The following is a 23054-nucleotide window of genomic DNA, read 5'->3' as shown; positions in this document are numbered from 1 at the left end:
CAGGAAGACACTAAGCCCTACCCGATAACCTTCGCATACACCCCTTTGTCGACGTTGGCCCCGGACAGGATCACCCCGACCTGTTTGCCGCGCATGGCTGCACTCTCTTGCATCAGCGCGGCGAGTGCCGACGCCCCCGCGCCTTCGGCCAGATTGTGGGTATCGGAGTAATAGACCCGCATCGCCTCGGCGATCTCGTCATCGGTCACCGACAGAATACGTGCAGCGCCAGCCGCGTAGATTCGAAAGGCTTCAGGCACCGGCTTGCGCACCGCCAAACCGTCGGCAAAGGTATTGGCCGACGCCGTTTCGCGCAACTCGCCGGTTTCCAGCGACTGTTTGGCCGCATCCGCTTCAGAGGAGACTACACCGACCACCTCGGTGCTCAGACCGAGCGCGTCCCGCGCCGCGATCACCCCGCAAATGCCCGAGCCACAGCCGATGGGTACATACACCGTGTGCAGCTCCGGCGCCGCGTTGAACAGCTCCAGCGCATAGGTGGCCACGCCCTTGACCAGCTCGGGGTGAAATGCAGGCACCAGAAACAGCCCGTGAACCTTCGCCAGACGGATGGCGTGCTCACGGGCTTCGTCGAAGTCCCTGCCGAACTCGATGACTTCGGCCCCGAAGCCGCGCATCGCAATGTTCTTTTCCCTGGAGTTGTCTACCGGCACCACGATCACGGTACGCATCCCCATCGCCTGCGCGGCCATTGCCACGCTCTGCCCGTGGTTGCCCCGGGTCGCGGCGATGACGCCTTGGGTGCCTGGGTAGGCGCACTTGAGCCAACGCATGAAGGTAATGCCACCGCGCACTTTAAAGGCCCCGGTGGGGGTATGGTTTTCGTGCTTGACCCAGACCGTGCAGTCCAGACGCCGGGCCAGCAGCGGCCACGGATACTGGGGCGTGGGCGGCATCACCTGATAAATATGGCGGGCGGCGTCTTCGATATCTTCTCGCGTCAGGTAGTGCATGGTGACCTCCGGTTTTTGCCCAGTCTAGGCAAACGTATAACGTGCAGGCTTTCAAAAAACCGACCTGACCTTGATGCAGACTGTGCGTAATATGGCCGGCATGAACGTCCATGAGCAGCCCCAACTTTCCCCCTGCAGCGACCCGGTCAGACGGGCCGAAGCGGGCCCGTGGGTGATCGAGCTGTTGCCGGCCTGCGCCTATGAAGCGCGTTACGTCGCACAGCAATCGGCCATCGGGTTCGCCTTCGACAGTCAGAGCGGCGTGCACGCGATCGGCAGCGACCGGATTCGCCCCTTCGACGCCGTTCCCAACGGGCTGGCCTTCGTGCCTGCAGGCTGTGACGTGTTCTCCCGGTCCTGTGAAGGTGGCGAGTACCTGCGCGTGCTGCGCAAAGATGTCCTCCCCCTGGCAGTGCCTGAAGCGTTCAATAATCTGATCGACCCGCAAGCCATGCGGCTGGCCCAGCGCATGCGCAAGGCGTTCCTCAACGCCTCACCTGCGGATGACTGGGAGGCCTGGGCGCTGTCGCTGGCGCAGCGAATGGCGAAAGATCAGGCATCACCCGCGGTGGTGCGCGGCTCGATGACTGCGCGCCGCCTGCGCCTGCTCGATGAGTACATTGATGCTGGGTTAAGCGAGCCGATCAGCGTCCAGGACATGGCGAACCTGCTGGCGTTATCCGAGGGTTACTTCATGCGCGTATTTGCCCAAAGCACCGGAAAAAGCCCGCACAGCTACCTGATCGATTGCCGCGTGGCGCGTGCCCGCACCCTGTTGCGCGACTCGAAGCAGCGGTTGGCAGACATCGCACAGGCCTGCGGATTCGCTTCGCAAGCGCACATGGCGACCACGTTCAAGCAACGGCTGGGCGTAAGCCCCATGGCCATGAGGACCTGAAATCTGGCGGCATCATCAAGCGCCGACCTGGACACATCAGCGCACACCCAGCGCCTTCAACTGTACCGTTATCTCGCGACCCAGCGCCGCACTGTCGCCGCTGAGCAAGTGGCCGCCACGCTTGAGCACGCGACCATCGGCAATGACCGTATCCACGTCCGCTGGCGTCGTCGATTGCACCACGCTGGCATAGGGGTCGAGCACCGGCATCATGCCCACCCGGCGAGCGTCGATCAGTGTCAGATCGGCGCGTTTGCCGGGGGTGATCGAGCCGATCTGTGAACCCAACCCCATGGCATTCGCCGCGCCCTGAGTGGCCCAGAACACTACGTCGCACGCGGTCAGCGCCTGTTCGTTGCCACTGATGCCAACGGCCAGATTGAGCAAGGTTTGCATCACCATGAACGGGTTGGCGTTGCCGCTCAGCACCAGTGTGTCGATGCCCAGGGTGACCGGAATCTTCGCCCGGTGCAGCGCGTCCACCTGTGCCAGCCCATAGCCCACGCGCATCTCCGTCAGGGGCGTGAGGCACACCGAGGCACCAGATTGAGCAATGGTGGCGATGTCTTGTGCATCGACATGAGTGGCGTGCACCAGTTGCACGGCAGGCCCCAGTACGCCCTTGTCCGCCAACTGCTGCACGGCCTTTTCCTTCTGGGTTTTTGCCGTCACGGCGATGTGCGTGGAAATCGGCAGGCCGTTGGCTTTGGCAAACGCAAATTCCGGCCCCCACACGTCAGGCTGAGTGCGCTCCGGCCCGCGAATCGCTATCCCAAGGTCTACTCGAGACTCAGGCGTGGATTGAAGCTGAGCGTGCACTCGCTGGATATCGGCAAAATTCATCGCCGCTGTGGCGTCCAGGTCCTGGGCATAGCCATACCAGAACCGGCCTCGCAGGCCGCTGGCGAACATGGCGTTCAATTCAGCCTGGGCGAATGCCGGATTACGCAAGTTATGCGCCCAGTTGTTGACCGTGGTGATGCCGCCGTTGACGGCTTCCAGCAGGCCGAGCCGAACACCCAGCGCCGACATCTGCGGGGTGAAACGCTTGCTGATCGCCAGCTGCGACTTGAAGAACGCCTCTCCACCGGGGGCCGGAGCGCTGTTGCGCAACAAGCTGTTCCACAGATGCCAATGGCTGTCCACCAGGCCGGGGATGAGGATCATCCCCGTGGCGTCGATCACCTCTGCGCCCTCACCCGGCAGGCCTTTGCCGAGCGCCACGATACGACCGTCGCGCAGCCGCACATCGGTGTCGTTCATCACGGCGGCGTCAGGTTCCATGCTGAGCACAGTGGCATGGCGGATGATCAGATGCGCAGGTCGATTGGCCGATGTCGGCAACTGCGCAGCCCCGACAGCGGGCAGTGCCAGACCGGCACCGACCGTGGCGCCGAGTTTAAGCAGTGTTCTTCGGTTCAGGCTTACGTCGTCAGGCATTCCCACCTCACTCGGTTTTATCAGGGCTTCAGGAAGATGCGGACGCCAGAGACTTACCGACCACCGCAGGGACTGTTTCGCGGCCGCCGAAACTCGTCGGCAGCCGAATTTTGTAGATTTTGAACGGCAACTGCAGGCCGTTCACGCCGTTCGGCCCGCGATTAGAGGCCATGCGCGCACTCTGCGGTACCGGGATGTAAAGCTCCCGTTGGTTGGAAATGATCATCGCATCGGGATTCCACAGCCGCTGGTCTTGCACCGCCACGCGCAAGCTGCCGTCAGGCGAGAGCACGGTGACTCGTGGCTTGTCGTATTCACCCAGGTATAAATTGCCTGCGCTGTCGATGGCGGTGCCGGTCAGCGCTCCGGTGTCGTAGACGAACTCGACCTGCTCTGCCAGCGCCTTTTCGGTCATCTGGGTATCGCGCAGAGCTGCCGTCGGTACTTTCCACAGCGGACCGGTCAGCGCCTGGTAATACAGCCATGCACCGTCCGGGCTTATCTCCAGCGGATCGGAATGCACCTGATGATCACTGCCATCGGGCATCATCAAAGGCTGCGCGTGTTCGCCCAAAGGACGGCGCTCGGGGTTCATTTTGGTCGACGGATGATCGGCCAGACGACGCAGGGCAACACCGGTTTTCAGGTTGACGATGATGATCGCCCCCAATCCCGAATCGGTGAGGTAAGCGTGGTCGCTGTCCAAGCGCAAGTCGTTGAGGTTGGCGCCAGCAGGCAATACGCTCGGCGGCAGGCTGATGGAGCGCAGCAGCGTGCCGTCGCGGGTATCGAACTGCAGGATTTTCTGATGCGGGTTGATGCCGTGCGGGCCGGCATCTTCGCCTTGGTCGATGGCCCACAAGGTGTCGTCATCGAAGATATGGATGGTGTTGATCTTGACCAGCGCTTTAGCGCCGGACTTGCCCGGTTGCCACCGGTTCCACTCGCCGCCCGGGAACGGCTTTAGCGTGCCATCGGCCAGCACCTCGGCAATCGACGGCGTTTTCTCGAAACCGGGCCAACGCGGCAGGCCGACGAACAGCCGGCCACCCGAGGTCAGCGCGAGCGCATTGCACAGCCAGTCCAGGCTGGCGACCTCGATCAGCGGCGGTCCGGCCTGAATCAGCGCAGCGGCATGGGCAAGATGGCTGGAAGCCAGGGCAGCGGCGCCAGAAGCCAGCACGGCGGCCTTGCAGAAGTTGCGTCTATCGAGCATCGAATTCCCTCTCTTTATTTCGCGGCAGTGCAACAGCCCGGCGCAGTTCTCATGGGCACCGCTGTGTCACCCAAAAACCTGACCGGACGTCACGGAAAAAAATTTCAAAAAATTGCCGTATAGCCGGGCCGGGTTGACGCAAACCCTTCAAGTGCGTCTTTGACCCGGGCAATCAGTGCCTGCGCAGGCCTCCTGAACGACGACAGGAGTGGCTACATCGCGGGGCGTGTCATCTGGCCGCTTGAGCTCGCCAACGATGAACATATAACTGATGAACGCCCCGGCAGCATTAAGCGCTACGTAAATCAGCGCGCCGTTGAACGAGCCCATGGACTGCACCATGTAGCCGATCACCAGCGGCGTGACGATGCCGGCGACGCTGCCGAAGGTGTTGAAGATTGCGCCGTTCATGCCGGCACTGCGCTTGGGCGAGACGTCGGAGATGATTGCCCAGCCCAGAGCGCCCATGCCCTTGCCGAAGAACGCCAGCGCCATGAACAGCACCACCAGCATGTCGGTCTGCACGTAATTGCACAGGATCATGCTCATCGACAGCGCCATGCCGATGTAGATCGGTAGCTTGCGTGCACGGGTCAGCGACACGCCTTTGCGCAGCATCCAGTCAGAGACAATCCCACCGCCGATCCCGCCAATGAAGCCGAAGATCGCCGGTACCGCTGCCAGCAACCCGGCGTTAAGTATGGAAAGGCCACGCTGCTGCACCAGATAGACCGGGAACCAGGTCAGGAAGAAGAACGTGAGGGTGCTGATGCAGAATTGCGCCAGATAGATCCCCAGAAACATCCGTTGCCCCAGCAACTCGCGCGCGCTGGCCCAGGCTTGGCGCCAACTCTGGCGCTCGCCAGTGCTGGCTGGACGCTCCTGCAGATTGGCGCCCCCCTCGCGAAGGGTTTCCAGCTCAACATCGCTTAAGCGGGCGTGGTCCACAGGCGCCTTGATGCGGATGAAGAACACGATGCCGATCAGAATCCCGGCCGCGCCCATCACGTAAAAGATCCACGGCCAGCCCCAGCGTGTGGAGATCCAGGCCAGCAAGGGGGTGAACACCACCGCCGCAAAATACTGCGAGGCATTGAAGATCGCCGTTGCCGTGCCGCGCTCGGCGGTGGGAAACCACATCGAAACGATCTTGCTGTTGGACGGGAAACACGGCGCTTCGGCGGCACCCACCAGAAACCGCAGGGCGAAAACCGCAAAGAAGGCCAGGCCCACCGGCATCAGCGCCACGGTGCCGATCATTGCGGTGAAGGCCGACCAGGCGATGATCGCCAGCCCCAGCACCCTGACGCTGCCAAAGCGGTCGATGGCCAGGCCGCCCGGCAGTTGCAGCAGCATGTAGGCCCAGGCAAATGCGGAAAACAGCCAGCCCATTTCGGCGTGACTCAGCCCCAGCTCCTGGGACACGCTCGCCCCAGCGACGGACAGCGTGGCGCGGTCGCCCTGGTTGATGATCATCATGATGAACAGCAACACGATGACTTCGTAACGTCGGTGCTCGGCGATGAAACGCCGCAGAGAATCTATTTTTTTCATTGTGTTCTCGATAGCGGACAGCAGGCGTCATGGAGCGGTCAGGCAGCTCCTCAGCGGCGGATACCCCACCAGGGCAGCAGGGTCACGAGCGCGTCTCGCGGATGATGGCGTCCTGTCGCTGGCGCACTTCGGGGCGTAACGCTGTGCCCAGCCCCGGCAGGGTCGGCGCCAGCGCATGCCCCTCGACGATCTGCGGCAGGTGCGTGACCAGATCGCCGTACCAGGTCGACAGCGAGGCACGCACCACCTCTTGCAACACGGCGGTAGGGGCATGCAGTCCGATCTGCAGGCCGGCGAACAACGCAACCGGGCCAGTGCAGTCGTGAGGTGCGAGCGGTTTGTTGTAGACCTGAGCCAAGGCGGCGATCTTGCGCGCCTCGGTGAAGCCACCGCACCACACAAGGTCGAGCATCAGGTAGTCCATGGCGCCGACCGCCAGCAGGTCGCGATAGGCCACGCTGCCGCCGAGGGTTTCGCTGGCACAGATCGGCACGCGGGTGCGGTTGCGCAAATCGGCCAGCGCCTGGGCGTCGTCCATCTTGCACAATGGATCTTCGACCCAGTAAGGCTCAAATTCTTCGAGGGCCTGGCAGATGCGCAACGCCGCGCTGCTGTCCCACAAGCTGTGCAGTTCGCACATGATTTCAATCCGGTTGCCCACTGCCTGACGGATCTGGCGGAAGGCTTGGACGCCCTGCTTCACTTCGGCCAGGCTGATGGTGTTGGCCCCTGGCTGACGGGCGAAACGGTCGAACGGCCAGATTTTCATGGCCGTGTAGCCCTCTTCCACCAGGTTGACGGCCAGGGCGCCAGCATCGCGGCTGAAGGCCAGTTGATCGTCGTAGGGACCTTGGGCGCGGTCGGCGCTGGTGATTTCCCGACGTGCGCCCTGCTGGGTGTTGAATTCGTAGCCGGCACAGGTGTTGTAAACGCGGATCCGCTCGCGGCACGCACCACCGAGGGCTTCATGAATCGGAATGCCGTGACGCTGTCCCTTGAGATCCCACAGGGCGATATCCACGGCGCTGGCAGCGCGGATCTCGGCACTGGCGCTGTGGTAGCCGACGTAGGGCGTAGTGAGTTCGAGGGAAATCGCTTCGATCTGTCGCGAGTCACGACCAATGAGGCCGGGGGCAATCAGTTCATGCACTGCCGCCTCCACCGTGGCCGCACCGCGAAAGGTTTCACCGAGTCCGATCAGCCCTTCATCGGTTTCGATTTCCAGCCAGATCAGCTTTGGGCGTTCCGGCAGACGCAGGGTTCTTACGCAGGTGATTTTGGACATTATTATTTTTCCGAGGCGTACGAGGCAGAAAATGGTAGCGCTATCATTCTTTGGCAAAAATATAGCCTAGCACCGAGACAAGAACAACCCTAGCTTGCCAGACAATCTAAAATTGGAATGATGGTAGCGCTCTCAAACCAACCGAATGTGCCTATGTGGACGCACTTGCTATCGGGTCTAAGACAGCATCGAAGTGCTATCGCGCTCGATCAGGGTGAAGCCAATATCCTGGACGGTCTCGCTGCCCTCGCGGCCATTGAGTCGGTCCAGCAGCATCGACGCCGCGCTGTCGCCCATGCGCTGGCCGTCGATGCGCACGGTCGACAACGCCGGGAAGGTATGAGCGGCGAAATTCATGTCACCAAAGCCGATCACTGCCAGCGCCTGTGGCACGCGAATGCCACGGGCAGCGGCTTCGGTGAGCACACCGTGAGCGATGGTGTCGGAGGTGCAGACAACCATCAACGGGCTGTCGGGCAACATCCCGCCCTGCTCGATCAACTCCGTCAGGCCTGCACGACCATGGGCAAGCGTGGGCAACCCCTCCGAGACCTGACGCGGAACATCGCTGATGCCCTGCTCGGCCAAGGCATGGATGAAGCTTTCGGCACGGCGTAAGCCCCGGGGGTCGTTGACCGCCAGTAAGGCAAATCGGCGATAGCCTTTGCCCAGCAGGTGCCGCGCCACCTCACGACCGACTTTCTCATGAGAGAAACCCACCAGCATATCGATCGGCTCGCGGCTCAGGTCCCAGGTTTCCACCACCGGCACGTTGGAGGCGCGCAGCCGATGGCGGCTGGCCGGGGTGTGTAAGGTGCCGGTGAGGATGATGCCGTCGGGACGACGGCTGAGAATGACTTCAAGCAGTTGCTGTTCGTGTTCGGTCTGATAACCGGACACCCCGAGCAGCACCTGATAACCGGCATGGGTCAGACGCTCGTTGATGGCCTGGAAGGTGTCGGAAAAGATCGGATTGGTCACCATCGGCAGCACCACGGCCACCAGACGACTGCGGCTGGAGGCCAGCGCGCCGGCCAGACGGTTGGGCACATAACCGGTCTGTTCTATGGCCCGCTGCACCTTGAGCCGGGTTTCGCTGCGCACGGTTTCGGGCTGGTTGAGGCAGCGTGACACGGTCATGGGCGCCACGCCCGCCAGCCTCGCCACATCACTCAGGGTGACGCCACGACTGCCCCGGCCGTTGCTGTCTGGTTTTTTGCCCGTCATTATCTGTTTGTGTTCCCGACTGTTTCGCCCAAGGTTCCCGGCGAATCCTACCAGTCGGCCCCTCCTTGAGGCGAGCGTGCCGGACGCCATCCGGTTTGGTATGGAAGGGTGAAGTTGGACAGCGACAAACGAAAGAAAGGTTTGCTGGAGGTCGCCGCGCTGGCGGGGGTCAGTCTCAGTACCGTGGACCGGGTGCTCAATGAGCGCGGCAGTGTGTCGGATGTCAAACGACGCAAGGTGCTGGAGGCGGCCAAGGCCCTGGGCTTGCGTCGCCTGCTGCCTTCGCCGGTGCACGGCTTGTTGCGCTTCGATCTGCTGATCGTGGAAAGCAACACCGACCACTATCGACGCCTGACGCTCGCGTTTCAGAATCAGGCACGATTGCTGCGCTCGCGTATGGTTCTGCAGCACCAGACCTGGAACGATCAGAATCCGGAGCGATTGCTGGAGTTCATCAATAAGCCACGAACATCGCGACAGGGGCTGATCGTGGTGGCCCATGACAGCCCCGCCATTCGCACGGCGCTCAAACTGCAGATCGCACTGGGCGTACCGGTCGTGTTGATGACCAGCGCGCTTTCCGGACTCGACGGCGCAACCTACATCGGCATCAACAACCGCGTCGCTGGCCGCAGCGCCGGTCGGCTGCTCAGTCAATGGCAGGGCCAGTCCACGGGGCGGGCACTGCTGCTGACCAACTCCCTGCTTTATCAGGCCCATCAGGAGCGCGTGGAGGGGTTCCTCCAGGTCCTGCGCGAGCGCGCGCCGGGGCTGACTGTGGAGGGGCCGGTGGAGTGCTACGACGACGATGCCCGGACACAGCGGGCTGTGCGCAACGCCCTGGCTAAAGGTCCTGCGCTCACCGCGATCTACAACACCGGCGCAGGCTCCGCAGGCATCCGTCAGGCGCTGCTGAGCCACGACGTCAAGCCGGTCTGGATCACCCACGAAGCCAGCCGGCAGCATGCCGAGCTGTTGCGTGAAGGGTTGCTGTCACTGGTGATCGATCAGGACCCGGAGGGCCAGGCGAAGGCGGCCATTCAACATCTGCTTTACGTCAGCGGCGACCTGGAAACCCCCGTAATCGTTACTCCGCAGTTGCGCATCGTGATCGACGAAATGCTACCTGCATAGACCTTTGAATCTGTCGAGTTTTTGAGGGAAACACGTCAAATTGTTAATAGCGCGGTGATATGCCGCACCCTAGACTCGCCGCCGTCGTTGATGGCCGGCTCCCATCCGAGTGCTGCATCAACGTCCCCCTCATTCCAGACAGGACAGATCATGCAGCGCAGAGAATTCCTTTCATCGGCGTTGGCGCTGGCGGCGGCGTCTACGTTGCCGGCTGCGCGGGCCGAAGTCATCAGCGGTTCACAACCGTGGGAGCCCGGGCAGGCCAACGTACCGGCCTTGCCCGCGCCTCGTCAGGGAGGCCTGGCTTACTTCACCCAGGCAGAGTTCGACGCCGCCGGGGCCATCGCCGATCGCCTGATCCCGGCCGATGAGCTGAGTATCGGGGGCAAGGAAGCCGGTTGCGCCACCTTCATCGACCGCCAGCTGGCGGGCGATTACGGGCGCGGCGCATCGCTGTATCGCCTCGGTCGCTTCGTCAAAGGCACGCCGGAACAGGGCACGCAGTCGCCGTTCACCCCCGCCGAACGCTGGCGCAAGGGCCTGGCCGCCATCGACGCCTATTGCCAGAAGCGCTTCTCCAAAACCTTCGTGCAACTGGACGGCGCTCAACAGGACGAACTGCTGCGCAGCATGGAAAGCGGCAAGCTGGAACTGGACACCGAGGTCGAAACCAAGGAGCTGTTCGAACAGATCCTGGCCAACGTCCGCGAGGGCTTCTTTGCTGACCCTATCTACGGCGGCAACAAAGGCATGGCCAGCTGGAAAATGATCGGCTTCCCCGGTGCCCGCTATGACTTTCGCGATGTGATCGGCAAGAAGGGGCAGAAGCTCACGATCATACCCACCAGTCTGATCGACAACGCCCTCTGATCGCACCCCTGATACGAGCAGTGCGGTACGCCGACACTTGCCTTGATTTCCGTGATGACGCCGTATTGATAAGGAACCGTAAATGGCCAATGTTCGCCCTAAAGTCGACGCTGTAATCGTCGGCCTCGGCTGGTGTGGTTCTCTGATGGCTGAAGAGTTGACCCGCGCGGGTCTGAACGTGGTCGCGATCGAACGCGGCCCCTGGTTCGAGACCTCCACCGACTTCCCGCCCTCGGTCGACACCGACGAGTTGCGCTGGGACACTCGCCGCAGCATGTTGCTGCCGCCAGCCATCGAAACCACCACCTTCCGCAACAACCGTTCCCAGACCGCCTTGCCGACCCGCGACTGGAGCCTGAACGAGCTGGGCTACAACGTCGGCGGCTCGGGCACCCACTGGGCAGGCATGGCCTGGCGCTTCCTGCCGTTCGACTTCGAACCCTACAGCTACACCCTCAAGCGCTACGGTAAGCAGCAGCTGAGCGATGGCTTGATCGTGCAGGACTGGGGCGTGACCTACGACGACCTGGAACCCTTTTATGAGCGTTTCGAGAAGATTGCAGGCGTCTCGGGCAAGGCCGGCGTGCTCAACGGCAAGAAAGTCGAAGGCGGCAACATTTTCGAAGGCAACCGTAAAAACGAGTTTCCCCTGCCCCCCCTCGCCACTACCCGGTTGACCGACCTGTTCACCGAAGGCAGCAACAAGCTGGGTCTGCACCCGTTCATGGTGCCCGCCGGGCAGGCCTCACAGGCCTACACCAACCCGCTGGGCGTGCGCATGGGGCCTTGCACCTACTGTGGCTACTGCCTGTACTACGGCTGCGGCAACTTCTCCAAATCCAGCCCCAATGCGTGCGTGATCCCGGCATTGATGCAGCGCAGCAACTTCACCGTGCTGACCGAATCTGCGGTGTTGCGCGCAACGCTGGCCGAAGACGGCAAGACCGCCACGGGCGTTACGTACCTGGACCGCAACAAGAAGGAATGGCATCAGCCGGCCGATATCGTGATCTTCTCGGCCTTCCAGATGCAGAACGTTCGCCTGTTGCTGCTCTCGAAAATCGGCAAACCCTACGACCCGGCAACCCGTGAAGGCGTGGTCGGTCGTGCGTACAGCTTTCAGACCGTGTCGGGCGCTAACCTGTTTTTCGAGGATGAGCAGCTCAACCAGTACATCGGTGCCGGTGCCCTCTCCGTTCAGGTCGATGACTACAACGGCGACAACTTCGATCACACCGGCAAAGGCTTCATTGGCGGCGCCGGCATTCTCGTCGTGGCCCGTGGCGCGCGCCCGATCGGCAACGCCGATGTCGTCCCGCCGGGCACACCGCGCTGGGGCAGTGACTGGAAAAAGGCCTACACCCACGCCTTCCAGAACGGCACCTTCATCTTCAACCAGGGCACCAGCTTCTCCCATGACGAGTGCTACCTGGACCTTGATCCCGAGTACAAGGACGCCAACGGCGATCCGCTGATCCGCGTGACGTTCGACTACAACGAGAACGACCGGCGCATGGCCAAGTTCACCGAAGACAAGGCCATCGATATCGGCAAAGCCATGGGCGCAAAGATCGTCAATGGCTTCGACTCGGCAGCCACCAACTACGGCCCGTATCTGCCGGGCAGCGACCACACCATCGGTGGCGCGGTGATGGGCACCGATCCGAAAACCAGTGTGCTCAACCGCTATCAACAAAGCTGGGACGTGCATAACGTGTTCGTCTTAGGCGCGTCGTCGTTCCCCAACAACGCCGGTTACAACCCGACGTCGACCATCGGCGCCCTGAGCCTGTGGACGGCCAAGGCCATCATCGAACAGTACCTGAGCACACGCGGGCCACTGGTGGAGGTGTCGGTATGATCGCCCGTCATCGCAAGACCCTGGCCGCTGTCGCGCTGGTATCCCTGAGCGGCGCCATTGGCTGGTACGGCACATACGGTGTTGCAGAGGCCGCCGACGGCATCGTCCAGCCCGGTCAGCAGACCGGTAACAGCGAGGGCGTCAAAGCCCCTGCCACCCAGGCTCAGGAAGACCCTGCCGTGGCGCGGGGGCGTTATGTCGCCGTTGCCGGCGACTGCGCCGCGTGCCACACCGATCCGCATCAGGGTAAACCCTTTGCCGGCGGCTACGCGCTGGAGACCCCTTTCGGCAAATTGCTGGCGAGTAACATCACCTCGGACAAGGGCACCGGGATCGGCGACTGGTCCGAAGAGCAATTCACCCGCGCCGTGCGCGAAGGCAAGGGCCGTCATGGGGAAAACCTGTATCCGGCGATGCCCTACAACGCTTACGTGAAAGTCAGCGATCAGGACATGCATGACCTGTGGGCCTACATGCAGACCGTGCCGGCGGTGAACAACCCCGTCGAATCCAATCAGCTGCCCTTTCCCTTCAACATTCGCCTGATGATGATGGGCTGGAACCTGCTGTTCTTCGACAAAACTCCGTTCAAACCGGTGGCCGACGCCCATGCCGACATCAATCGCGGCGCCTACCTGGTGCAGGGGCTGGGTCATTGCGCGGCGTGCCACACGGCGAAGAATTTCCTCGGTGGCGACAAAAGCGACAGCTTTCTGCAAGGCGGCGATCTGGCGGGCTGGCATGCACCGGAAATCACCAGCAACCGTTACGCAGGCGTCGGCGGCTGGACCCCGGATCAGATCGTCCAGTACCTGAAAACCGGGAGCAACGACATCGCAGTGGCCTCAGGCCCGATGGCTGAAGCGGTCACCAACTCGACGCAGCACATGACCGATCAGGACCTGTACGCGATTGCCGACTACCTGCAGAGCCTGCCCGGTTCGAAGGCGACCAAACCGCAACCCTTGACCGCCACGCAGCAGGCCATGAAACAGGGCGCCAACGTCTACTCGGCCAACTGCTCGGCCTGCCACAACAGTGATGGCAATGGGATCAATCAGCTCGCCGCGGGTCTGGGTAACAACCCGGCTGTGCAGGCCGATAATCCGCAGAGCCTCATCACGACGGCATTGCAGGGTGGCCGCGGCGCGGTCACGCAGGACAACCCGACCAGCGGCGCCATGCCGAGCTTTGCCTGGAAATTGTCCGACCAGCAGGTCGCCTCGGTGCTGACTTATATTCGCAACACCTGGGGCAACGCAGCCCCGGCGGTCGATGCCGCGCAAGTCGCTCAGGTGCGCAAGGACCACAAGCTGCCTGCGCAAATGAGTGCCGACGGCACCGTTCGCTGAATACCCTCTGGCGCGGGGTCAACAACCCCGCCGCCAGCCCACTCCCCCCTGCAAGAGAACACGAGCATGAAAGGAACGCTTTCGCGCCAACGGCGTGCGCCTCAAGCGCTGGCCATGGCGCTGTCGATCGGTGCTGCCTGCGGTTACAGCTTCGGTGCCCGGGCTGCCGACGCCTTCGCCACGGATTCGGCCTGGATGACCGGCGACTGGGGTGGCGCGCGCACGGATCTGCTGAACAAGGGGATCGACATCAAGATGGGTTATACCGGCGAGTCGGCTTCCAACATCGGCGGTGGGTATAAGCACGACCGGGTGACCCGCTACGCTGACCAGTTCAATCTGGGCGCAGACATCGATCTGCAAAAGCTTGTGGGCTGGAACGACGCCGCCTTCAGTCTTTCGCTGAGCAACCGCAACGGCGACAACATCAACGACAAGATTAACGATCCACGCTCGACCGGCATGGGCTCGACCCAGGAAATCCAGGGCCGGGGCAGCGTCACCCGACTCAGCGAATTGTGGCTGAGCAAAGGCTGGTTCGACGACCGATTGAACATCAAGGCCGGTCGCATGGCTGTCAGTGATGATTTTGCGGTTGAAGACTGCTCGTTTCAGGGCCTGGCGTTCTGCGGGTCGCAGCCCGGGAACTACGTCAACAGCATCTACAACGGCCCGATCAGTCAGTGGGCGTTGCGCGTTCGCTATCGCCTGGGCAACGAGCTGTATGCACAGATCGGCGCGTTCAACGTCAATCCGTCGGGACTGGACAACGACAACGGCTTCAAACTCAACGGTGCAGGTACCCACGGTACGCTGTTTCCAGTCGAGTTGGTGTGGAGGCCCACCGTCACGCAATTGCCAGGCGAATACCGCATCGGCTACTACCACAGCACAGCCAATGGCACCGACGTCTACAAGGACGAAAACAATCGTGCGGCCGCGATCACCGGCAACGACTACCGCAGCGATGACAGCCGCCACGGTTTCTGGGTCGTGGGTAAACAGCAACTGACGTCGGTGAACGGCGATGCTTCCCGCGGCCTGACCATGACCGCCAGCGCCACGTTTCAGGACCGGGCAACCACCGTCGTGGACAGTTATCAGAAAGTCAGCCTGGTCTATAAAGGTCCGTTCGACGCCCGCCCGACCGATACGCTGGGCCTTGGCATCGCACGCGTCCACGCCAGCTCCCTGTTTTTGCGCAACGCCCGCACCTCCAACAGCGTCAATGACCTGAGCTATGAAGACGCCGGCTACTTGCCTGAGCAGCACTCCATGTACGCCGCCGAGTTGAACTATGGCATTCAGGCGACGAAATGGCTCAACGTGATGCCCAACCTGCAGTACATCAAAAACCCGAACGGCGTGCGTCAGGTGGATAACGCGCTGGTCGTGGGATTGCAGGTTCAATCGGTGTTCTAAGGCTTGGCCGTCTGCCTGATTGCCTGTGGCAGACACCCACTCCATACGGTTCTGTGGGAGTGAGCTTGCTCGCGAAATCGGACGTTCAGCCCCTCCCGTCCGGGTCAATGCTCGATGCCACAGGGCCGCCGCGCCGCGCAAAAAATCCCCCGCCGGATTCCTCCTCCACGCACGCCTCAAATCAGTGCACGAATCCGGCACTCCGCTGTCCACCCCCTTATGTGTTGTCCACGTGAGGATATGACATGTCAGCTGATTCCCGCCCTGCAGTACTTGAACTGATCGGCAACACCCCGTTGGTGCGCGTCAGTCGCATCGATACCGGTCTGTGCACCCTCTTCCTGAAACTCGAATCACAGAACCCCGGCGGCTCGATCAAGGATCGGGTCGGCCTGGCGATGATTGATGCCGCCGAACGCGACGGACGTCTGCGTCCCGGTGGCACCATCGTCGAGGCCACCGCTGGTAATACCGGCCTGGGCCTGGCGCTGGTGGGTCGCGCCAAAGGCTATCGCGTGGTGCTGGTGGTGCCGGACAAGATGTCCACCGAGAAGGTCCTGCACCTCAAAGCCATGGGCGCAGAGGTGCATATCACCCGCTCGGATGTCGGCAAGGGCCACCCCGAGTACTACCAGGATGTGGCTGCGCGGCTGTCCGACGAAATCCCCGACGCCTTTTTCGCCGACCAGTTCAATAACCCCGCCAATCCGCTGGCCCACGAAAGCAGCACCGCCCCTGAGATATGGGCACAGACCCAGCATGATCTGGACGCCATTGTGGTCGGCGTTGGCTCGGCAGGCACCCTGACCGGCCTGACGCGCTTCTTCAAGCGTGTACAACCGGAGCTGGAAATGGTGCTGGCCGATCCGATCGGTTCAGTGGTTGCTCAATACAGCCGCACCCGCACGCTGCCCACGCCCGGTGCCTGGGCGGTTGAAGGCATCGGCGAAGACTTCATCCCCTCCTTCGCCGACCTGTCGAGCGTACGCCAGGCCTACTCGATCAGCGATGAAGACAGCTTTGAACACGCCCGCCATCTGCTGCGCGCCGAAGGCATACTCGGCGGCTCATCAACGGGCACACTGCTGGCGGCGGCCCTGCGTTACTGCCGCGAACAAACCGTGCCCAAACGCGTGGTCAGCTTCGTCTGCGACACCGGCACGCGCTATTTATCCAAGGTTTACAATGACCAGTGGATGACCGATCAGGGCCTGATGCAGCGCACTCGCTACGGCGACTTGCGGGATATGATCGCGCGGCGTTTCGAGGACGGGCGCGTGATCAGCGTCGGGCCGGACGACACCCTGCTGACCGCGTTCCAGCGCATGCGCCTGGCAGACGTTTCGCAACTGCCGGTGCTGGTGGATGGCAAACAGCTGGTGGGGGTCATCGATGAATCCGACATCCTGCTCGACGTTCATCAGGACACGTCGCATTTTCGCACCACCGTGGCCGGCGCCATGACCAACCAGCTGCAAACCCTGCCGCCCGACGCACCGCTGGCCAGGCTTCAGGAAGAACTGGATCGCGGCCATGTCGCCATCATCAAAGACGCCTCGGGCTTCCACGGCCTGATTACCCGCGTCGACCTGCTCAACCACTTGCGGAGAACCCTTGCATGAGTCAGCACGATGACAATCAACCGTCCCACGCCTTTGCCACCCGCGTGATTCATGCCGGGCAAACGCCGGACCCCACCACCGGCGCATTGATGCCACCGATCTACGCCAACTCCACCTACCTGCAGGAGAGTCCCGGCGTGCATAAGGGGCTGGATTACGGACGCTCGCACAACCCGACGCGCTTTGCCCTGGAGCGTTGCGTGGCCGATCTGGAAGCCGGCACCCAGGCATTTGCATTCGCCTCGGGGCTGGCGGCGATTTCGTCGGTGCTCGAACTGCTCGATGCTGGCTCGCACATCCTGTCGGGCGATGATCTCTACGGCGGCACCTTTCGCCTGTTCGACAAGGTCCGCAAACGCAGCGCCGGACACCGCTTCAGCTTCGTCGACATGACCGACCTGTCGGCCTTCGAAGCCGCGCTTGAGGACGATACGCGGATGATCTGGGTCGAGACCCCGAGCAACCCGCTGCTGCGCCTGACCGATCTGGCAGCCATCGCTCGCATCTGCCGTGACCGAGGCATTATCTGCGTGGCCGACAACACCTTTGCCAGCCCGTGGATCCAGAACCCGCTGAGCCTGGGGTTCGACATCGTCGTGCATTCGACCACCAAATACCTGAACGGCCATTCCGACGTCATCGGCGGCATTGCTGTGGTCGGCGACAATGCCGAACTGGCCCAGCGTCTGGGTTTCCTGCAGAACTCGGTGGGTGCCATCGCAGGCCCCTTCGACGCCTTCCTGACCCTGCGCGGGGTGAAAACCCTGGCACTGCGAATGGAACGTCACAGCAGCAATGCCCTGGAACTGGCGCAGTGGCTGGAACGCCAACCGCAAGTTGCGCGGGTTTATTACCCCGGTCTGCCCTCCCACCCTCAACACGGGCTGGCCTGCCGGCAAATGCGCGGTTTCGGCGGCATGATCTCGTTGGATCTGAGCACCGATCTGGCGGGCGCGCGGCGCTTTCTGGAACAGGTGGAAATCTTCGCCCTTGCTGAAAGCCTCGGCGGCGTCGAAAGCCTGATCGAGCACCCGGCCATCATGACTCACGCCAGCATCCCAGCCGAAAATCGGACGAAACTGGGCATCGGCGATTCATTGATCCGGCTGTCGGTTGGAGTGGAGGACATCGAGGATCTGCGAGCGGATCTGGCGCAAGCGCTGAACGCCATCTGATCAAGCTTTTGACATCACAAGCAGTAGGGACATTGTTGCGGCTTCGGTAACAGAGCTTTGCCAAATGCCGAGTGGTGAAAACTTAGATAGCTTGCTAACGTTTTAACCGTCAAATCCGCCGATTTGATGGATGTCCTTCAAGCCGCCAAACCGTCCGAGATAACGGGTTGGCGGCTTTTTTATGGGCGCGGGTTTACAGGCAACCCTCGCGATGCGGCTGTCGTCTACGACGCTGCGTTGGGCTTCCTAAAAATTGGCAGGCGCGTTGGCGCTGATGATCTCGGCCTCATCCTGCCCGATATTGCGAAAACGGTGGGGCAGCGTAGTCGGGAAGTAGTAGCCGTCGCCCGCATTCAGGATGCTGATCTGCCCGTCGACCATCAGTTCGACGGTGCCCCGCGTGACCAGCCCGCACTCCTCGCCCTGGGCATGGACGATGGGTTCGTCGCCGGAACTGGCACCGGGCGCGTATTGCTCGCGCAACATGCGCATCTGCCGACCGGGCACCGAGGCGCCAATTAACAACAGACGCAGCCCTGCGCAGCCTAGATTCGGTTGATCGCCGGCGCGGAATACGTAGCGCTGTTCCTGGGGTGGCTGGTCGAACGAGAAGAAGTCCGCCAGCGTCATGGGGAAGCCTTCAAGCAGTTTTTTCAGCGAACTGACCGAGGGGCTCACACGGTTCAACTCGATCAAGGAGATCGTGCCATTGGCAACACCGCTGCGTCTGGCCAGTTCTCGCTGGGACATCTTGTAGCTTTCCCGCACCAACTTGAGTCGTGACCCCGTATCCATGACAGCCCTTTGAAAAAACCTGAGGGTGGCGGGGAACGTGCCGCAGACGCCAGTTATTGCACGCTCGTCGTTGGCCGCTCCCCTGTTAAGTGGCGGTGATTAGACCACGTTTGAGCGCCCTCACCTAGCCAACGCCAGGACATATCCAAGACATATAAAAAAGCTTAAAAGTGACCGTTCGTCGCCATTTTATAAACAGGAATCAGTCACCAAATGGTTTTCACGAAATGTTCACGCCAGGGGGTTCAGTCTGCACCTACTCCTTTTGATCCTCTTTAAGCCCGTCTTCCCCAGCGGGCTTTTTTATGCCCGTCATTCAGGACCGTTGATGCGAGCATGCAAATTCCTCGAACTCGCCCGGCGTGTGGCTATCCAACGAACACGTCATCCGAGGAAATCGAAATGAGTAACGAGAACCGCAATGCCCCCAACTCGTCCACCCGCCCTTTCAACGCTCCGCCCACCGACGCTGCCGGTAAGCCGGTCAACGTGGTGCAACGTGATCTCGAGGACCGCGACGACAACACTCGCGCTGTCGATGAAGTGATTACACCCACTTCCATTCGCACCAAGGAGCAGGAGGCCGAAGAGTTGAACCGCAAGTCGGCTGAAATCGAGCGCAAGGTCGCCGACGGCAACTGACGGTAACACTTATGCATCGCCCGGTATGGGAGGCAATTCCCATTACCGGGGGAGGACCGTTCGTCCTGCTGCACTGTTGTGCTAGATCTACCGGCAGATACATAAGTCCCAGCAGAGTCACGGATGAGGCGGTCCTATGCGTTTGAATATGCCGATTACCCCGCACGAACGAACCTTCGCCACCCATGAGCGGCTGATCTCGACCACCGATCTCAACAGCCGCATCACTTACTGCAACGATGCCTTCGTCTCCCTCAGCGGTTTTACTCGCGAAGAGTTGATCGGTCAGCCGCACAACCTCGTTCGCCATCCGGACATGCCGCCCTCGGTTTTCGCCCATATGTGGAAAACCATCAAGCAAGGCAAGCCTTGGATGGGTGTGGTCAAGAATCGCAGCAACAATGGCGATTTTTACTGGGTCAGCGCCTATGTCACGCCCATTTATGAACAGGGCAAAATCGCTGGATTTGAATCCGTGCGTTCCCTTCCCGCTCGCGACCAGGTCCATCGGGCAGAGGCCTTGTACGCCAGGCTGCGAGCGGGCCAGTCCCCCGTATCGGCGTTCAGTACCGCGTGCTACCACCTGCGGCAACAACTGCCGTTGATCAGCGCTGCCATCGTGCTGGGACTATGCAACTACCTGCTCTCCAATCATGCGGGGCTGGTGGTGATGCTGCTGACCCTGGCCGCCCTCAGCGCCATGCTGCAATGGCGCCAGAATCAGACGCTCAAAGCCCTGCTTACTGACCATCCCAAAGCCTTTAGCGACCCGCTCATCGCGCTGACCTATAGCAATAACCGTGGTCCGCAGGCGCAGCTTGATCTGGCGTTGCTCAGCGAGGAAGCACGTCTGCAGACCGCGCTTACACGTCTGGCGGATGCCGGCGAGGGCGTCAAATTGCGGGCCGCGCAATCTGCCAGCCTGTCGTTGTTGCAGGCTAAAGCGCTTGACCAGCAACGTGACGAAACCGACCAGTCTGCGACTGCGATCAACCAGATGGCAGCGACGATCCAGGAGGTCACCCACAACGTTCAGAACACCGCCCACGCCGCGCTCCAGGCAGAGACCCTGGCACAACAGGGCCGGGATCTGGCAGACGAAAGCTTATTGGCGATTCGGCACATGGCCGATTCCGTATCGGCAATCGGTCAGGCGGTGGGCGAACTCGCCAGCGCTACACAATCCATTGGCAGTGTGGTGGAAGTGATTGACGCCATTGCCCGGCAAACCAATCTTCTGGCGCTTAACGCCGCAATCGAGGCGGCACGTGCTGGTGAACAGGGTCGTGGTTTTGCGGTGGTGGCCGATGAGGTGCGCACACTGGCATCGCGCACGCAAACGTCCACCGAGCAGATTCAGGGCATCATCGGCAAGTTACGTGAAGGCGCAAGCCTTGCGGTCACCACTGCCACGCACGGACAGGCGATGTCGCAGGAAAGCGTGGCCAGCGTCGAGGCAGTGCAACAGGCGTTGAACGGTATCAGCCAGGCGGTCTCGCAGATCACCGGCATGAGTCAGCAGATGGCTAGCGCTTCGGAACAGCAGACCCATGTTGCGGAAAACATCAACCAGCAGATCAACCGGATCGCCCAACTGTGCGATCAAAGCGCAGGTCAGGCACAGCAAGGGTCGAGCATCAGCCGCGAGCTTGAGGAGATGGCACAGTATCTTCACAGTCTGGCCGAGCGTTTCAGCCGTTGAAGCCGGGACGTCGGTTCAAATTTCTTCGCTTTGAAGCAGGAACTTGACCCTGGACACCAACGCATAGATGTCGAACGGCTTATCGAACACCTCCACGAACAGATCGGGACGTTCCATGCCCAGATGCGCTTGGGCACCGCTCATCAGCACCAGCGGGACAGAGTGCATCAGCCTGTGCGCACGCACCGCTTCGGCAAACTCGATGCCGTTCATACCCGGCATCATGTAATCGGTGATGATCAGTTGCGGCTGCTCGCGCTCAAGGATGCTCAGCGCCCTTTGACCGCTGCCTGCGGTCACGGTCATATAGCCCTCGTCCTCAAGCGCGAAACTCAATATGTCGGCGATCAGGTATTCGTCGTCGACGATCAGAATCGTGGTCATAGCGCATTCATTCCGCTCGACCAGCCGTAGGCCAGCTCGTGGCCGAGACCATTACGCGTGATGGGTATCGCCAAGGGCATGGAAATGAACCTTTTTAACATCTAGTCCCTGATCGCTGAAGACAACCTCCAGTAATGCAGGGTCGTATGGGTTGTCTCTTACTTTAAGAATGGACAGTTGGCGTTTAAGTTCAGTCGGCACTTCAACGAAACGCAGCACAAAAAAATTGTCAACGATGCTCGACAAATCATGCGCCGGGGCATCGACCTCGCCACCGAGCAAGCCGCGTACTTCCCATGAAGCCATAACGGTGACATTGCGTGCGCGCAACTCGCCCATCAATGCGGCAAAAAGGTCCAGCACACGCGTCTTGTCCGCGGCAGCTCGCGACATGCCGCCGAAGCTGTCGAGGAATACGCGCTTGATGGACTTCTCTTCGACCACGCGCAGCAGGTTCAGGGCCAGCTTGTCGATCAACTCGGTAGTGCTCGAATTCCACATGAACGACAACGCGCCGGCTCGTTCGAGCCCCGCCAGATCCACCCCCAACGCGGCCGACTTCATGCGCAGGCGTTGCGGGGACTCATAAAAACCAAAATGCAACCCGGGCTCCTCGACGGTGGACTGGCCGAGAAAGCCGATGCCGATCGAAGTTTTACCGGTGCCTGACGGCCCCATGAGCAATGTCACGGAGGAAGCCACCAGCCCGCCGCCAATGAGCGTGTCAAGTGTTGCCATGCCGCTGGGGACCAGCACCCACTTGTCACTGTCGCGCATCGCCGAGTGAGTGACCGTACTCTCAAGCCGCGGGTAAACCACGAGGCCGTCTTCAGTGATCTCACACTCGTGTGAGCCCGCAATGGCGCCGCTGCCACGGGTCTTGCGCAGCTTGATACGGCGAACGGATTTGGTGCCGACCAGTTCCTCGCCCAGCTCTATGACGCCGTCGACCATGGTGTGCTCGGGGCTGCCGTCGTCCAGTTGCGAACTGGTCAAAAAGAACACCGTGCAACCAGCGAAGGCCGCATGGCCTTGCAACTCGGAAATGAAACGCTTGGTATTGAGCGAGGAGTCGGACCGGGAGCGGGCATTGAGCAGCCCGTCAAGAATCATCACCGTGGATTTCTGCCGGACGATCTCGCGACGCAGCAGTTTGACCACTTCATCCAGGCCGTCGGTTTCCATGGTGTCAAAGGCGCTGATGTACTGAATCTGATCGCCGATCCTGTCCTTGTCGAAAAAGCTCAGGGTCGACAGGAACTGGAACAGGCGTTCATGGGGTTCGGCCAGCAGCGTGGCGAACAACACACGGCCGCCGTCGCGGGCATGGTTGAACCCGATCTGGTTGGCCAGGATGGTTTTGCCAGAGCCGGGACGGCCCTGGATGATGTACGAAGACCCGGCGACGAAGCCGCCCTTCAGCAGCTCATCCAGTCCCTGAATTCCGCTCTGAAGGCGTCTTAGTTGATTCAAATGTGCTTCCTCCGCCTGTGATCGTCAG

19 protein-coding genes are annotated in these 23054 nt (G+C 61.4%); 10 read left to right on the top strand and 9 right to left on the bottom strand.

Annotated elements, in window-relative coordinates; genetic code table 11:
- Nucleotides 1–17 precede the first annotated feature (17 nt).
- A complete protein-coding gene (locus EC915_RS03170) occupies nt 18–974 on the bottom strand; it encodes a threonine dehydratase (protein ID WP_133749059.1) in 957 nt (318 codons plus the stop codon).
- A gap of 91 nt (nt 975–1065) precedes the next feature.
- Between EC915_RS03170 and EC915_RS03165 the strand changes: the two genes are divergently transcribed.
- Nucleotides 1066–1872: an AraC family transcriptional regulator gene (locus tag EC915_RS03165; protein WP_133749409.1), complete on the top strand. Its 807-nt coding sequence runs from the start codon at nt 1066–1068 to the stop codon at nt 1870–1872.
- A gap of 36 nt (nt 1873–1908) precedes the next feature.
- On the opposite strand, the gene EC915_RS03160 is transcribed toward EC915_RS03165, so the two are convergent.
- The 5 genes from EC915_RS03160 to EC915_RS03140 form a co-directional block, all read right to left on the bottom strand.
- Nucleotides 1909–3312 carry an amidohydrolase family protein gene (locus tag EC915_RS03160; RefSeq protein WP_133749058.1) on the bottom strand — a complete coding sequence of 468 codons (1404 nt, stop codon included), beginning with the start codon at nt 3310–3312 and terminating at the stop codon, nt 1909–1911.
- A gap of 28 nt (nt 3313–3340) precedes the next feature.
- Nucleotides 3341–4528, bottom strand: a complete 1188-nt coding sequence (locus tag EC915_RS03155) for an L-dopachrome tautomerase-related protein (RefSeq protein WP_133749057.1) — start codon at nt 4526–4528, stop codon at nt 3341–3343.
- 147 nt (nt 4529–4675) lie between these two features.
- Nucleotides 4676–6082: an MFS transporter gene (locus EC915_RS03150; protein ID WP_133749056.1), complete on the bottom strand. Its 1407-nt coding sequence runs from the start codon at nt 6080–6082 to the stop codon at nt 4676–4678.
- Nucleotides 6083–6164: 82 nt separating this feature from the next.
- Nucleotides 6165–7367 carry a mandelate racemase/muconate lactonizing enzyme family protein gene (locus EC915_RS03145; RefSeq protein ID WP_133749055.1) on the bottom strand — a complete coding sequence of 401 codons (1203 nt, stop codon included), beginning with the start codon at nt 7365–7367 and terminating at the stop codon, nt 6165–6167.
- A gap of 177 nt (nt 7368–7544) precedes the next feature.
- Entirely contained in the window at nt 7545–8594 is a 1050-nt protein-coding gene (locus tag EC915_RS03140; protein WP_133749054.1) for a LacI family DNA-binding transcriptional regulator, read from the bottom strand.
- A gap of 114 nt (nt 8595–8708) precedes the next feature.
- Between EC915_RS03140 and EC915_RS03135 the strand changes: the two genes are divergently transcribed.
- The 7 genes from EC915_RS03135 to EC915_RS03105 all read left to right on the top strand — a co-directional run bounded on the left by EC915_RS03135 (nt 8709) and on the right by EC915_RS03105 (nt 18030).
- Nucleotides 8709–9728 (top strand): LacI family DNA-binding transcriptional regulator, encoded by a 1020-nt coding sequence (locus EC915_RS03135; protein WP_166650903.1) that lies wholly within the window; start codon nt 8709–8711, stop codon nt 9726–9728.
- Nucleotides 9729–9878: 150 nt separating this feature from the next.
- Nucleotides 9879–10598 carry a gluconate 2-dehydrogenase subunit 3 family protein gene (locus EC915_RS03130; protein ID WP_133749052.1) on the top strand — a complete coding sequence of 240 codons (720 nt, stop codon included), beginning with the start codon at nt 9879–9881 and terminating at the stop codon, nt 10596–10598.
- A gap of 82 nt (nt 10599–10680) precedes the next feature.
- Complete coding sequence (locus EC915_RS03125) at nt 10681–12459, top strand: GMC family oxidoreductase (RefSeq protein WP_133749051.1); 1779 nt, start codon at nt 10681–10683, stop codon at nt 12457–12459.
- Nucleotides 12456–13811, top strand: coding sequence for a c-type cytochrome (locus EC915_RS03120; protein WP_133749050.1), 1356 nt, complete (start codon nt 12456–12458; stop codon nt 13809–13811). Before EC915_RS03125 ends, EC915_RS03120 begins: the two co-directional genes overlap by 4 nt.
- Nucleotides 13812–13877: 66 nt before the next feature.
- Entirely contained in the window at nt 13878–15233 is a 1356-nt protein-coding gene (locus tag EC915_RS03115; RefSeq protein WP_256658632.1) for a carbohydrate porin, read from the top strand.
- Between the two features lie 245 nt (nt 15234–15478).
- Complete coding sequence (locus EC915_RS03110) at nt 15479–16855, top strand: pyridoxal-phosphate dependent enzyme (RefSeq protein WP_133749049.1); 1377 nt, start codon at nt 15479–15481, stop codon at nt 16853–16855.
- Complete coding sequence (locus EC915_RS03105) at nt 16852–18030, top strand: cystathionine gamma-synthase (RefSeq protein ID WP_133749048.1); 1179 nt, start codon at nt 16852–16854, stop codon at nt 18028–18030. Before EC915_RS03110 ends, EC915_RS03105 begins: the two co-directional genes overlap by 4 nt.
- Before the next feature lie 246 nt (nt 18031–18276).
- Here EC915_RS03105 and EC915_RS03100 read toward each other — a convergent pair whose 3' ends face one another.
- Nucleotides 18277–18825: a cupin domain-containing protein gene (locus tag EC915_RS03100; RefSeq protein ID WP_133749047.1), complete on the bottom strand. Its 549-nt coding sequence runs from the start codon at nt 18823–18825 to the stop codon at nt 18277–18279.
- A 402-nt stretch (nt 18826–19227) separates the two neighbouring features.
- Between EC915_RS03100 and EC915_RS03095 the strand changes: the two genes are divergently transcribed.
- Together EC915_RS03095 and EC915_RS03090 are read left to right on the top strand one after the other, a co-directional pair.
- Nucleotides 19228–19467, top strand: coding sequence for a hypothetical protein (locus EC915_RS03095; RefSeq protein WP_133749046.1), 240 nt, complete (start codon nt 19228–19230; stop codon nt 19465–19467).
- A 136-nt stretch (nt 19468–19603) separates the two neighbouring features.
- Nucleotides 19604–21169, top strand: coding sequence for a PAS domain-containing methyl-accepting chemotaxis protein (locus EC915_RS03090; protein ID WP_133749045.1), 1566 nt, complete (start codon nt 19604–19606; stop codon nt 21167–21169).
- Between the two features lie 15 nt (nt 21170–21184).
- Here EC915_RS03090 and EC915_RS03085 read toward each other — a convergent pair whose 3' ends face one another.
- Nucleotides 21185–21553, bottom strand: coding sequence for a response regulator (locus EC915_RS03085; RefSeq protein WP_133749044.1), 369 nt, complete (start codon nt 21551–21553; stop codon nt 21185–21187).
- Nucleotides 21554–21604: 51 nt separating this feature from the next.
- The gene (locus EC915_RS03080; RefSeq protein WP_133749043.1) at nt 21605–23026 is read right to left on the bottom strand and encodes an ATPase domain-containing protein; all 1422 of its coding nucleotides are present in this window, start codon (nt 23024–23026) and stop codon (nt 21605–21607) included.
- Nucleotides 23027–23054: the final 28 nt, after the last annotated feature.

Source organism: Pseudomonas sp. LP_7_YM, assembly GCF_004364435.1.
GTDB lineage: Bacteria > Pseudomonadota > Gammaproteobacteria > Pseudomonadales > Pseudomonadaceae > Aquipseudomonas.
This window is presented reverse-complemented; position numbering and strand designations above follow the sequence as displayed.

Bases quoted from the DNA above. Each gene is read 5' to 3' on its own strand.
- EC915_RS03130 (WP_133749052.1), top strand. From the start codon at position 9,879: ATGCAGCGCAGAGAATTCCTTTCATCGGCGTTGGCGCTGGCGGCGGCG.
- EC915_RS03125 (WP_133749051.1), top strand. From the start codon at position 10,681: ATGGCCAATGTTCGCCCTAAAGTCGACGCTGTAATCGTCGGCCTCGGC.
- EC915_RS03110 (WP_133749049.1), top strand. From the start codon at position 15,479: ATGTCAGCTGATTCCCGCCCTGCAGTACTTGAACTGATCGGCAACACC.
- EC915_RS03155 (WP_133749057.1), bottom strand. From the start codon at position 4,528: ATGCTCGATAGACGCAACTTCTGCAAGGCCGCCGTGCTGGCTTCTGGC.
- EC915_RS03105 (WP_133749048.1), top strand. From the start codon at position 16,852: ATGAGTCAGCACGATGACAATCAACCGTCCCACGCCTTTGCCACCCGC.
- EC915_RS03115 (WP_256658632.1), top strand. From the start codon at position 13,878: ATGAAAGGAACGCTTTCGCGCCAACGGCGTGCGCCTCAAGCGCTGGCC.
- EC915_RS03120 (WP_133749050.1), top strand. From the start codon at position 12,456: ATGATCGCCCGTCATCGCAAGACCCTGGCCGCTGTCGCGCTGGTATCC.
- EC915_RS03085 (WP_133749044.1), bottom strand. From the start codon at position 21,553: ATGACCACGATTCTGATCGTCGACGACGAATACCTGATCGCCGACATA.
- EC915_RS03150 (WP_133749056.1), bottom strand. From the start codon at position 6,082: ATGAAAAAAATAGATTCTCTGCGGCGTTTCATCGCCGAGCACCGACGT.
- EC915_RS03100 (WP_133749047.1), bottom strand. From the start codon at position 18,825: ATGGATACGGGGTCACGACTCAAGTTGGTGCGGGAAAGCTACAAGATG.
- EC915_RS03170 (WP_133749059.1), bottom strand. From the start codon at position 974: ATGCACTACCTGACGCGAGAAGATATCGAAGACGCCGCCCGCCATATT.
- EC915_RS03145 (WP_133749055.1), bottom strand. From the start codon at position 7,367: ATGTCCAAAATCACCTGCGTAAGAACCCTGCGTCTGCCGGAACGCCCA.
- EC915_RS03140 (WP_133749054.1), bottom strand. From the start codon at position 8,594: ATGACGGGCAAAAAACCAGACAGCAACGGCCGGGGCAGTCGTGGCGTC.
- EC915_RS03165 (WP_133749409.1), top strand. From the start codon at position 1,066: ATGGCCGGCATGAACGTCCATGAGCAGCCCCAACTTTCCCCCTGCAGC.
- EC915_RS03095 (WP_133749046.1), top strand. From the start codon at position 19,228: ATGAGTAACGAGAACCGCAATGCCCCCAACTCGTCCACCCGCCCTTTC.
- EC915_RS03160 (WP_133749058.1), bottom strand. From the start codon at position 3,312: ATGCCTGACGACGTAAGCCTGAACCGAAGAACACTGCTTAAACTCGGC.
- EC915_RS03090 (WP_133749045.1), top strand. From the start codon at position 19,604: ATGCGTTTGAATATGCCGATTACCCCGCACGAACGAACCTTCGCCACC.